The 10,931-nt window shown below is 70.0% G+C and carries 11 protein-coding genes and 1 pseudogene; 4 read left to right on the plus strand and 8 right to left on the minus strand.

All coding sequences use genetic code 11. From position 1 onward, the window contains the following. Positions 1-22: 22 nt before the first annotated feature. Positions 23-1,432: an MFS transporter gene (locus ACI3KT_RS13250; RefSeq protein ID WP_404904720.1), complete on the minus strand. Its 1,410-nt coding sequence runs from the start codon at positions 1,430-1,432 to the stop codon at positions 23-25. A 189-nt stretch (positions 1,433-1,621) separates the two neighbouring features. On the opposite strand from ACI3KT_RS13250, the pseudogene ACI3KT_RS13255 reads away from it, so the two are divergent. After that, positions 1,622-1,894, plus strand: a pseudogene (locus ACI3KT_RS13255) (arginase family protein); the annotation flags it as partial. A 222-nt stretch (positions 1,895-2,116) separates the two neighbouring features. Here the strand turns inward: ACI3KT_RS13255 and ACI3KT_RS13260 are convergent. Beyond that, positions 2,117-2,962, minus strand: a complete 846-nt coding sequence (locus ACI3KT_RS13260; protein ID WP_404904722.1) for a serine protein kinase RIO — start codon at positions 2,960-2,962, stop codon at positions 2,117-2,119. A 182-nt stretch (positions 2,963-3,144) separates the two neighbouring features. Then, positions 3,145-3,516, minus strand: coding sequence for a nuclear transport factor 2 family protein (locus tag ACI3KT_RS13265; RefSeq protein ID WP_292904752.1), 372 nt, complete (start codon positions 3,514-3,516; stop codon positions 3,145-3,147). Between the two features lie 114 nt (positions 3,517-3,630). Between ACI3KT_RS13265 and ACI3KT_RS13270 the strand changes: the two genes are divergently transcribed. After that, complete coding sequence (locus tag ACI3KT_RS13270; RefSeq protein WP_404904724.1) at positions 3,631-4,539, plus strand: RNA polymerase subunit sigma-70; 909 nt, start codon at positions 3,631-3,633, stop codon at positions 4,537-4,539. 103 nt (positions 4,540-4,642) lie between these two features. Continuing rightward, complete coding sequence (locus ACI3KT_RS13275; RefSeq protein ID WP_307292612.1) at positions 4,643-5,848, plus strand: MFS transporter; 1,206 nt, start codon at positions 4,643-4,645, stop codon at positions 5,846-5,848. A gap of 157 nt (positions 5,849-6,005) precedes the next feature. On the opposite strand, the gene ACI3KT_RS13280 is transcribed toward ACI3KT_RS13275, so the two are convergent. Continuing rightward, positions 6,006-6,914 (minus strand): helix-turn-helix domain-containing protein, encoded by a 909-nt coding sequence (locus tag ACI3KT_RS13280; RefSeq protein ID WP_307292610.1) that lies wholly within the window; start codon positions 6,912-6,914, stop codon positions 6,006-6,008. Between the two features lie 118 nt (positions 6,915-7,032). On the opposite strand from ACI3KT_RS13280, the gene ACI3KT_RS13285 reads away from it, so the two are divergent. Continuing rightward, entirely contained in the window at positions 7,033-7,515 is a 483-nt protein-coding gene (locus tag ACI3KT_RS13285; RefSeq protein ID WP_404904726.1) for a DUF3817 domain-containing protein, read from the plus strand. A 15-nt stretch (positions 7,516-7,530) separates the two neighbouring features. Here ACI3KT_RS13285 and ACI3KT_RS13290 read toward each other — a convergent pair whose 3' ends face one another. Genes ACI3KT_RS13290 through ACI3KT_RS13305 form a run of 4 tightly spaced genes read right to left on the minus strand, consistent with a single transcriptional unit; the run spans position 7,531 to position 10,923 of the window. Next, a complete protein-coding gene (locus ACI3KT_RS13290) occupies positions 7,531-8,193 on the minus strand; it encodes a hypothetical protein (protein WP_404904728.1) in 663 nt (220 codons plus the stop codon). A gap of 39 nt (positions 8,194-8,232) precedes the next feature. Further along, positions 8,233-9,156, minus strand: coding sequence for an NAD(P)/FAD-dependent oxidoreductase (locus ACI3KT_RS13295; protein ID WP_404904730.1), 924 nt, complete (start codon positions 9,154-9,156; stop codon positions 8,233-8,235). Then, on the minus strand, positions 9,149-9,478 hold the full coding sequence (gene fdxA, locus ACI3KT_RS13300; RefSeq protein WP_292904767.1) for a ferredoxin: 330 nt from the start codon (positions 9,476-9,478) through the stop codon (positions 9,149-9,151). The genes ACI3KT_RS13295 and fdxA overlap by 8 nt, the downstream gene beginning before the upstream one ends. After that, entirely contained in the window at positions 9,475-10,923 is a 1,449-nt protein-coding gene (locus ACI3KT_RS13305; protein ID WP_404904732.1) for an FAD-dependent oxidoreductase, read from the minus strand. The genes fdxA and ACI3KT_RS13305 overlap by 4 nt, the downstream gene beginning before the upstream one ends. Positions 10,924-10,931: the final 8 nt, after the last annotated feature.

Consider the following 10,931-nt stretch of genomic DNA (forward strand, 5'->3'; position numbering starts at 1 on the left):
GACTACTCCTCAGCGGCGGGCCTCAGGCCTTCGGCGCTCGCACCGGCAGCAGGAGCAGGAAGCCGGCGATCAGCACGACGATGATGCCCAGGATTCCGAAGGCGGTCTGCGCTGTGAGGGCGATCAGCACGGTCCAGGCTCCCGACGCCATCCAGCTCGCCGCCCGTCCGGTCGTCGCGTAGAGGCCGAAGATCTCACCCTCGCGGCCCGCGGGCGTCACCCGGGCGAGGAACGAGCGGGCGGCAGCCTGGGCGGGGCCGACGAAGGCGCACAGAATGAGCCCGCCGACCCAGAACACGACCTTTCCGGCATCCGCGAGGAAGAAGACAGCGAGACCTGCGACGACCATCGACCCCAGCGAGGTCAGGATGATCCGCTTGGGTCCGAAGCTGTCGTCGAAGCGCCCCGCGATGATCGTCGAGACTCCCGCGATGAGGTTCGCGGCGATGCCGAACGCGACGAGCTCGAGGAACTTGAAGTGGAACACCTGCCCGGCGATCACCGCGCCGAACGTGAACACGCCGCCGAGTCCGTCGCGGAACACGGCGCTGGAGAGCAGGAACCAGAACGTCTGGCGCGTCTCGGGGTTGCGGTACAGGCCGATCACGTCCTTGACGAGCAGCCCGTAGGAGGCGAAGAAGCCGACCTTGCGCTCGGCGCGGCCGAGCGAGGGCTCCGGCACGTTGAGGAAGATCGGGATGCTGAACACGATCGCCCAGACCGCGCAGCCCACAGCGATGAGCCGGAACGGTAGCCCCCCGTCGGCCGAGAGACCGAACCAGTCCATCGCGTAGAACACGACCACGATGATCAGCGCGACGATGCCGCCGAGGTAGCCGAAACCCCAGCCGAGACCAGAGATGCGGCCCACGGTCTTGGGGTTCGCGATTCCGACGAGCATGGCGTTGGAGTTCACCGCGGCGATCTCGCCGAACACCGAGCCGGCCGAGATCAGTGCCACGCCCAGCCAGAACAGGCTCGGCTGCGGTTCGACGAACCACAGCCCGAACATGCAGAGGATCAGCGCGCCCGTGCCGATGCCCAGCCACAGCTTCTGGCGTCCGGCGGCATCCGCTCGCTGACCGAGGACCGGTGCGAGCAGGAGGATCGCGAAGGCGGCGATCGTGCTGCCGAGCCCGAGGCCAGACGCGAGGCCCGCTTCCGCAGCGACGCGGGCAGGGTCGTCTTCGCCGAGCGCCGCGATGTCGGCGGGCAGGAACGACTCGGTCGTGAGGTACAGCGCCGTGAAGATGAAGGTGAGGATGACGGTGTTGAACGGCTGCGTCGCCCAGTCCCACAGCGCCCACGAGAACACCTGCTTCTTCGGGGCCGGAGTATCGCCGCGCAGGTCGAGGCCGATGACGCCGACGGCTCCGCTGTTGGCGGTCGCGGCGGGCTCAGGCGCGCCGGTGCGCCGTTCGGGTTCGCTCATGAGGGAAGTCTGGCGGCGTAGGGTGAACGGCCGGTGACGGCGCGCCGGGGCGGATGCTGCGGCGTCCGCTGCACCATCACGCCTGTGGAGTCCGTCGTCGGCGGGTCGCCGCGCCCCTGGTCGTCGTGAGTTTGCGGGCATAGTCCTCTTTGAGCACCGCGAGGTGCAGCCACGCCTCGACGGCGGTGACGCCCGAGAGCGCGCGACAGGCCGCTGTACGTGTCGATCGACATCGACGTGCTCGACCCGGCGCACGCGCCGGGCACGGGGACGCCCGAGGCCGGCGGACTCACCAGTCGAGAGCTGCTGCGCATCATCCGTGCACTGTCGGCGACGAACATCGTCGGGGCCGACGTCGTCGAGGTGTCGCCCGCCTACGATCACGCGCAGATCACCGGCATCGCCGCGAGCCATGTGGTCTACGAACTCGTGACTTTGCTCGCGGCGCAGCTCGCGCGGTAGGCCGCCGAGGGGGCGCGGATGCTCGCCCCCTGTACGCTGCGACCGGCATCCGTTCTCGCCTTCCGGTCGCAGTTCCTGCCGCCCGGTCCGCCTCCCCAGTCGCTCCGGGTGCAGTTGACGCCGTCCGATCACGAACGAGGCGGCATCAACTGCACCCGGAAACGGGATGACGGGATGGAGGCAGCATCAACTGCGACCGGAAGCTGCACACCGCGACCGGCTTCACGCGAACGACGCCGCGAGCAGCTCGGCGAACAACTCCTCCGCGTCGCACTCGACCCGCTGCCGGGTGAACCAGTCGCACACGTTGACGCAATCGCGGTGCAGCAGGTCGAGACCCTGCGGATTCGCGATGATGTCGACGATCTGCGGCAGGTCGATCACGCGCACCCGGCCCTCGTGCACGAGCAGGTTGTACGCCGACAGATCTCCGTGCGCGAAGCCCGCCGCCGCGAAGATCCGCATCAGCTCGGCGATCTGCGCGAAGTACCCGGCGAGTTCTTCGCGCGAGGTGCGCACCTGCGCGAGTCGGGGCGCCGCGGCCCCGGACGCATCGCCGATGAACTCCATCAGGATCTCAGTGCCGTTCACCTGCACCGGATACGGCACAGGGGCGCCGAGTTCGTACATGCGGCACAGGGCGTCGAACTCGGCGATCGACCAGGCGGATGCCGCGACCTCGCGCCCGTGCGAGGACTTCTTGGCGAGGGCACGGGCATCTCGCGTGTTCTGCACGCCGCGGCCCTCGGTGTACACGGCCGAGCGGTGGAAGCTGCGGGTCTCCTCGCCGCGGTAGCGCTTGGCCGCGAGCAGGGTGCGCTGCCCGGGATCGTCGGGCACGGCGCGCTCCAGCAGGAAAACGTCGGCCTCCTTGCCGGTCTTGAGGATGCCGAGCTCGGTGTCGAGGGCACCGGCATCCGTCACGATCCAGGCGGGCCAGGGCTGTGGTCCGCGTTGAGTGGGGATGGTCGCCGGCCAGGTGGTCCAGCGCTGCCCTTCGCCTGGCTCGACGTCGGCGAAGGTGAGGGAGAGTTCGAGTGCGTCGAACGACGCGAGGGGATCGGTCACGATGTGCGGCTCCAGGAAGAGGAGGCCACGCAGGCGGTGGCCTCAGGGAAGGATGTCGGCGAGGGGCGCGACAACGACGTTCGTCATGTCTTCGGCTCCTCTCGCTCTGGCCTTCCGGGCTGATCCCGGTGCGCGGTCGACTCTAGGCCCCCGCGCCGCGCTTTGTCCACCCTGGCCGCGGATCACGCCGGAGTCGTCGGAGCGACGTCGCCGCGCGCGAGGGCGAACGGCAGGCGGTCGAACACGATGCGGATGCCGGTGATCCGCCCGTCCACGACGGTGTGCAGCTCGGCTGCCGGCGCGCTCTCGACCGCCGCGGTGGCGGTGTCGTAGAGGATCAGGGCGCGCTCCTCGTCGCCGAAGGCGCCGAGCAGCTGTGAGTTCACGAGTCCTGCGGCGAACGGCGCCATGAACGCGACCACCGCTGTGCGGCCTTTCAGCACACCGGCGGGTGAGACGCAGACGACGTCGGGGCTGAGGAGCGCCCAGGCGTCGTCGAACGCCCCCGAGGTCCAGAGGCGGAGGTAGTCGAGAGAGGTGTCGAGAGCGGTCATGGCGGATCCTTTCGAAGGGGTGCAGGTGCCGACGCTCGATGGCGTGCAGCAGCGTGGGGTGTGAACGGGTAGACACCGGCGGCGTGCCGATCGGAACGGTGGCATCATGACTGCATGATCCGCGCGGATGACGGGAGCTCTCGGGCACGACCCGGCGACGACGGGTTCGCCGAGCTGGTGCGCCCCTACGAGCACGAGCTGCGGGTGCACTGCTACCGGATGCTCGGCTCGCTTCACGACGCCGAGGACGCGCTGCAGGAGACGCTGCTCTCGGCGTGGCAGGCGCTCCCCGGATTCGAGGGGCGGTCGTCGCTTCGGACCTGGCTCTACCGGATCGCCACATCGCGCTGCCTCAACGCGGTGCGCGCCGGTGCCAGGCGCCCTCCGACTGCCCCGCTGCCGCCCTTCGATGCGCCCGCCCCGAGCCGGGAGGAGCGCGTGACCTGGTGCGAACCGCATCCGCACCCCGCCCCGTCGGCCGAAGACCCGCTGGATGTCAGGCACGGTCTCGAGTACGCGTTCCTGTGCGCCCTGCACTCCCTGCCGCCCCGCCAGACCGCGGCCCTGGTCCTGTGCGACGTGCTCGACTTCACGGTGGCCGAGTGTGCCGAGATGCTGGAGTCGTCTCCCACCGCGGTGAAGGGACTGCTCCAGCGCGCGCGTGCGGCGATGCCGCCGAACGATCCGCTCGCCGCACCGAAGGACGAGCTGCGGCTGGCCGAACGACTGGCTCGGGCCTACGCCGCCGACGACGTGGACGGGGTGCTCGCGCTCCTCACCGATCGATCCTGGCTCGCGATGCCGCCTGCGCCGCATCGGTACGACGGGAGGGAAGCGATCGGACGGTTCCTCCGTGCGAGTGCCGCCGGTCGCGGTGCGCCATACGCCGTCGAGCCCTCCGGATGGGCGGGCGGGCATCCGGTGTTCCGCTGTCTGATCGACGGCGAGGACCGCGGCCTGCTGATGGTCATCGCCGCCTCCGACGGCGCCACGGTCAGCGGGGTCGTCCGGTTCCTCGGCTGACGGCCTGGCGTGCGCGCCGGCCGGGCGCCCGACCCGGACGATCGGTCGGATGCCGTGGACGGCCTGTCGGGTGACGGCATCCGCGTACTGCCAGTCTGGAAGCATGACGATCACCGCTCCTGTTCCCACCACCCCTGTCGCGAGCGCCGACCGCATCCGCTACGGCGGGCTGATCGTGCTCATGCTCATGGGGTTCCTGCTGGTGACGGCGGAGTTCCTGCCGAACGGAGTGCTCACCGAGATGGCGGCCTCGCTCGGCGTCACTCCGGGCCAGGCCGGACAGACCGTCACGATCACGGCGCTGGTCGGTCTGGTCGTCGCTCCGACGATCGGCCTGATCTTCCCTCGCCTCGACCGGCGGTCGCTGCTCGTGTGGATGGCGCTCGCCGCAGCGGTATCGAACCTGCTCGTCGCGATCGCGCCGAACCTCGTGCTCGTGCTCGCCGCCCGTTTCCTCCTCGGCGCCGCGATCAGCGCGTTCTGGTCGATGTCCATCACCGTCGCCGCGACCCTCGCCGGCCCTGAGCGCCTGGGGCGAGGGGTGATGTTCACCTCAGCGGGCGTCTCGCTCGCGACCGTCGCAGGGGTTCCGCTCGGCGTCATGCTCGCCGAACTCGTCGACTGGCACCTGGTTTTCGCGCTCGCCGGCGTGCTCATGGTGGTGCTCGCCGTCGCCCTTCGCTTCACCCTGCCCTCCGTGCCGGCGGCGCAGGCGTCGAGCATCCGCCTGCTCGTCGACACCGTCCGCCGGCCGGGAATCGGCCTCGGCCTCATCGGCCACGTCGCCGTCGTCCTCGGGCACTTCCTCGCCTACACGTACGTGCGCCTCGCGCTCGAGCGCATCCCCGACGTCGACGCGTCGACCATCGTGGTGCTGCTCGCGCTGTTCGGCCTCGGCGGGCTCATCGGCAACATCGTGATCGGCCTCGTGATCGACCGCACCTTCGCATTCCTGTCGGTCGTCGTACCGCTCGTGATCGCGGCGGCCGTGGCATCCGTGATCCTGCTCTCGGGAACCGTTCTGGGTGTCGGCATCGTCGTGCTCGTGTGGGGCTTCCTCTTCTCGTCCTGGTTGATCGTCGCGAACACCTGGGTCGGGCATCGGATGCCGGACCGCCTGGAGGCCGGCGGCAGCCTGGTGGTCGTGGGCTTCCAGCTGGCGATCACGATCGCGGCGGGAATCGGCGGCCTCCTCGTCGACACGCTCAGCATCGAACTCGTCTACGCGCTGGGTGCGGTGATGCTGGTGATCGGCGCGGTGCTGTTCGGGCTGTCGAACCGCTCGCGCGCGCAGCGGGTCGTGGCGTAGCGCACCGCGTCTCACCGGCCCGCTCGGTGCGAAAAGTCGGAGTTCTGGCGCGACACTCGGGTGCACGGCATGCGGCACCCGGCGTGTCGCCGGACTCTCCGACTTTTCGCACAACGTGGGAACGGGTGCCGGGCGTGACGGGCACCGGCCTCGCGGGCTACGCGGGGACCGGCAGCCGGCGCCAGGCGCTCGGGTTCACGCCGGTGCGGCGGCGGAAGGCGCGGCTGAAGCCCTCGTCCGAGGAGTAGCCGAGTTCGCGCGAGGTCTCCGACACGGAGCGGCCCGCCTCGAGCATCCGCTTGGCCGCATCGATGCGCACCTCGGTGACGTAGTCGGCGGGGGAGCGGCCGATCGCGCTGCGGAAGCGTTCGGCGAACGCCGAGCGCGACATGGCGCCCACGCCGGCCAGCCGCTCGACGGTCCACTCACGACCGGGCGCCTGATGGATCGCCTCGACCACACGGTCGAGGAACGGGTCCTTCGAGACGTGGGGCCAGCCTTCCGGGGCGCAGCCGTTCTCCGCCCAGGAGCGGATGACCGACAGCAGCACCGTCGTCGCCATGAGCCGGCAGATCAACGGGTCGCCCTGGCGCTTCGGATGCTCGGACGGCACCACGGGGCCCATGTTCTCGGCGAGCGCGGCGGCGGCCGGCTCGAGCACGTCGAATCCGGTGACGGTGATGTAGTCGGGCAGCGCACTGCGGAGAGCCGGCGTGAGGTCGGCGAGCTCGAGGGCGACCACGATCAGGGTCGTCGCCTCATCGGACACGAGGGCCACAGGACCGCGCCCGAGCGTGAGGAACGCGTCGCCTCTGTGCAGAACGGCCGATCCCTTCGGCCCGTCGACCTCGACGCGATGCGAGTCGCGATCGATGTCGAGCCGGCATCCGGAATCCAGCGGGGGGATGCCGCGCACCGCACCTTCTGCGACGTACACGAGCGTCGCGTCTCCCGGTGCGAGAGGGAGGAGCCCGCCAGCATCCAGCCGCTCACGACGCCCCACGCCGACCCTGAGGTCGATCGCGCCGAGCACCTGCGAGAGAGCTTCGGAGTCGACTGTCACCATGCCTTCGGCAACGTCGGCGGGCCTCCGCCTATTCCACGGACGGGCGTGTCAACCGTTCGATGGATTCCGGATGCCGCATCTCCGCCTAGCGTGGAATCACCCCGACCTCAGGAGCACCGTGTTCACTCAGCCCTCCCGCCTCTATCGCGCGCTGGCGATCGCCGAGGCGATCACCTGGACGATCCTCATCGCCGCGCTCATCGCCCGCGCTGCCGGAGCACCCGGAATCGTGGTCACGATCGGCGGCGGCATCCACGGTTTCGTCTTCCTCGCCTACGGCGCGACGGCGATCCTCGTCGCGCTCAACAACCGCTGGCATGCCGGAACCGCCGTGCTCGCCGTCGCGAGTGCGGTCGTCCCCTACGCGACGATCCCGATGGAGATCTGGTTGCACCGCACCGGCCGCCTCGCGGGCGACTGGCGCCTGGACGCGACCGACGACCCGCGCGACCGCACCTGGTTCGACAGGCTGATGCGCTGGTTCCTGCGACGGCCGTGGGTGCTCGGCGCGCTCATCGCGATCGCCGTCGTCGCGCTCTACGTCATCCTGCTGCTGGTGGGTCCGCCCGGCGGCGGCTCCGCCCCCTGCTCCTGCGGCTGAGCCCCGTTCGGCGCCTCACCCGGTGATGACGACGGGGTTCTTCTCGACGACCTCGGCGAAGGTCGCGGCGACGTCGCCGCCCGTGCAGTCCGTGATGAGGTACACGCCGTAGCCGGTCGCCGTGAAGGCGCGCGCGGTGATGTACCAGTCGCGTCCGCTGTCTGCACCGACCACCTGCCGCGCTTCGAGCGACGGGTCGCCTCCGGCTCCGTATCCGAGCGTCACCGTGTCGGCGAGAGGCGTGACCTCCGCCGCGGTCGAATTGCCGAGCACGTACGCCAGCAGCGCGTCGGAGCTGGCGCCGTCATCGCCGGGGACGAGCGGCAGGCTCGAGATGTCGCCTTGCCAGAACTGTGCGATGCATACGTCGTCCACGGTGCCGTAGGCCCATCCGCCGTTGCCGTCGTCGGCTTTGGTGACCTTCCACCCGTCATCGGCGAAGAATCCGTCGCCCCACTCGACGTATGCGGTGGATGGAAGGTCCGCGCCGTCCGCGAAGCTCATCGAGGTCGGAAGTCCGGTCGCCGGCTCGTCGGTCGGCTCATCGGTCGGGACGGGCTCGTAATCGACGATCGTCGGATGCTCGGGGATCTGCGCGTACAGGCAGCCGCTCAGCGGCAGCACGGCGAGTCCCACGACGATCGCCGCGGCGAGACGGCCCCCCGATGTACGCGTCATGCCGGTCAGCCTATCCCTGATGCGCCCCCGAGGAGAGGGTCAGTGCGCGGTCGCGACGCCGATCGTGTCGTGCACGATCACGGCGGCGACGCGGGCGCCGGCGCCGGCCGCGACGATGAGCTGCTGCGGGCCGGGAGCCGCGGCGTCACCGGCGGCGTACAGACCGGGGACGTCGGTGCGCCCCGATCGGTCGGTCACGAGGTGGCCGTGTCGATCGACGGATGCCGCGAACCCGTCGAGGAACGAAAGGTCGGTCTCCCACTCCGGACGCACGAAACCGCCCTCGACCTCGAAGAGGCTGCCGTCGGCGAGGCGGATCGCCTCGAGGCGTCCGCGCTCACCGACGAGCTCGACGATCGGATGCCGCAGCACGTTCACTCCGGCGGCGGCGAGCTCCGCCTCCTCTGCCGTGGTGACGACGTCTGAGCCGTTCGTGAACACGGTGAGACTCTCGGTCCAGCGGCCGATCAGTCGAGCGCGATCGGCGAGATCCGCGGACTCGCCGATCAGCGCCATGCGGCGGCCGCGGAGCTCCCAGGCGTCGCAGGCCGCGCAGCTGAACAGGCTCATGCCGTAGAAGCCGCGCAGGTTCGGCACGTCGGGGAGCGTCTCGCGCAGACCTGTCGCGAGCAGCACCGACCGTGCTGACACGGTCTCGGTGGACGTGGTGCGGCCGATGCCGGCGGTGAACCCGCCGAGGCTCTGCGCGAGGGATGTCACCTTCACGCGCGAGCGGATCGCGACGTTCGGATAGGCCGCGAGCTCCTGCCGCGCGATCTTGCGCAGCTCGTGCGGGGGAACACCGTCGCGCGTGAGGAAGCCGTGCGAGTTCAGCGTCGCGGCGTTGCGAGGCCGGTCGGCGTCGACGACGAGCACGCGCACGAGCGAACGGCCGAGGTTCAGCGCGGCAGACAGTCCTGCGGGCCCGCCGCCGACGATGAGGACGTCGTAGGGCTCAGTCATGACCGCCGTCCTGGGGCGGGAGGGCGGCGATGATCGGGTGGTCGAAGGCGATGACGCCGGTCTTGGCCGCGCCACCTGGTGAGCCGATCTCGTCGAAGAACTCCACGTTTGCCTTGTAGTAGTCCGCCCATTCCTCAGGCAGATCATCCTCGTAGTAGATCGCCTCGACCGGACACACCGGCTCGCACGCCCCGCAGTCCACGCACTCATCCGGATGGATGTACAACGAACGTTCACCCTCATAGATGCAGTCCACGGGGCACTCGTCGATGCAGGCACGATCCTTCACATCGACACACGGAAGCGCGATGACGTAGGTCATCGGGCGAGAGCGCTCTCGTGCTCGGCGTCGCGGGAGACCGCGACCTGCTCGTCGCGGGGGACGACCTTGACGCGCTCGCGCGTGTGCCGGTGGTTCTCTCCGAGAGCGCGCTCGTGGGCGTCGAGGGCGAGCCAGCCGTCCCACGTCGTGTACTCGGTGCCGCCCGCGTCGAGCACATCGAGGACGTCCTCGTCGGATGTCGGGGCGGTGAGGAGCCCGGCCTCGGCATCCGCCACGAGGTTGGTGATCGTCTCCAGAGCGTCGGATTTGGTGTGGCCGATCAGACCGACCGGGCCGCGCTTGATCCATCCGGTCGCGTACAGGCCGGGTTCGGCCTCGACGCGCCCGGCCTCGTTCGGAACGACGCCGCGGGCTTCGTCGAAAGGAGCGTCCACGACACGGGTGCCGTAGTAGCCCACGGCCCGGTAGACGGCCTGCACGTCGTAGTCGCGGAACTCGCCGGTGCGCACGAGGGCGCCCTCGGCATCCGTCTCGCTCTTGACGAACGCCGTCCTCTCGAAGCGGATGCTCTCGACCTTGCCGTCGCCCGTGATCTCCACGGGGGCGTGCCAGAAGTGCAGGTGCAGGCGGCGCGACGCCGTGCCGGCGGGGCGCTCGCGCCAGCCGTTCAGGGTGCGCAACATGACCTTGAGCTGGTTGTTGGTGGCGGATGCGGGGTCGACGCCGTCGAAGTCCTCGTCGTGCAGCACGATGTCGACGTCGTTCACCTCTCCGAGTTCGCGGAGCTCGATCGGCGTGAACTTGATGTCGGCGGGTCCGCGGCGACCGAACACGTGCACGTCGGTGACGGCGGAGGACTCCAGTCCCTCGAGCACGTTGTCGGGGATCTCGGTGGAGCGCAGGTCGACGGGATGCTTCGCGAGCACGCGGGCGACGTCGAGGGCGACGTTGCCGTTGCCGATCACGGCGACAGACGAGGCCTCGAGCGGCCAGGTGCGGGCGACGTCGGGGTGGCCGTCGAACCACGCCACGAAGTCGGCGGCGCCGTAGGAGCCGGGCAGGTCGACACCGGGGATGTCGAGAGCCGCGTCGCGGATGGCGCCGGTGGCGAGGATCACGGCGTGGTAGCGCTCGCGCAGCTCGTCGAGAGAGATGTCGCGGCCCACCTCGACGTTGCCGACGAAGCGGATCGTGCGGCGACTCGCGGTCTGGGTCGCTGAGCCTGTCGAAGCGTCACCGTCTGCGGTCTCGGGGAACGCGTCGAGCATCTCGTGCAGAGAGTTCACGATGCCCTTGATGCGGGGGTGGTCGGGTGCGACGCCGTAGCGGATGAGGCCGTAAGGCGCGGGGAGCGACTCGAACAGGTCGATCTCGACGCGACCGCCGCGCTCCTTGACGGCGTTGGCGAGCAGATTGCCCGCGTAGATGCCGGCGGGCCCGGCGCCGACGATCGCGACGCGCAGGGACAGAGAGGTCGTTGACATGGCCTGGT

The sequence above is a fragment of the Microbacterium sp. ZW T6_19 genome, from assembly GCF_044987465.1.
GTDB classification, from domain to species: Bacteria; Actinomycetota; Actinomycetes; order Actinomycetales; family Microbacteriaceae; genus Microbacterium; species Microbacterium natoriense_A.

Excerpts from the sequence above, each read along its gene's own strand:
- ACI3KT_RS13305 (WP_404904732.1), bottom strand. The coding sequence starts at position 10,923 with ATGTCAACGACCTCTCTGTCCCTGCGCGTCGCGATCGTCGGCGCCGGG.
- ACI3KT_RS13280 (WP_307292610.1), bottom strand. The coding sequence starts at position 6,914 with ATGGTGACAGTCGACTCCGAAGCTCTCTCGCAGGTGCTCGGCGCGATC.
- ACI3KT_RS13290 (WP_404904728.1), bottom strand. The coding sequence starts at position 8,193 with ATGACGCGTACATCGGGGGGCCGTCTCGCCGCGGCGATCGTCGTGGGA.
- ACI3KT_RS13265 (WP_292904752.1), bottom strand. The coding sequence starts at position 3,516 with ATGACCGCTCTCGACACCTCTCTCGACTACCTCCGCCTCTGGACCTCG.
- ACI3KT_RS13295 (WP_404904730.1), bottom strand. The coding sequence starts at position 9,156 with ATGACTGAGCCCTACGACGTCCTCATCGTCGGCGGCGGGCCCGCAGGA.
- ACI3KT_RS13275 (WP_307292612.1), top strand. The coding sequence starts at position 4,643 with ATGACGATCACCGCTCCTGTTCCCACCACCCCTGTCGCGAGCGCCGAC.
- ACI3KT_RS13270 (WP_404904724.1), top strand. The coding sequence starts at position 3,631 with ATGATCCGCGCGGATGACGGGAGCTCTCGGGCACGACCCGGCGACGAC.
- fdxA (WP_292904767.1), bottom strand. The coding sequence starts at position 9,478 with ATGACCTACGTCATCGCGCTTCCGTGTGTCGATGTGAAGGATCGTGCC.
- ACI3KT_RS13250 (WP_404904720.1), bottom strand. The coding sequence starts at position 1,432 with ATGAGCGAACCCGAACGGCGCACCGGCGCGCCTGAGCCCGCCGCGACC.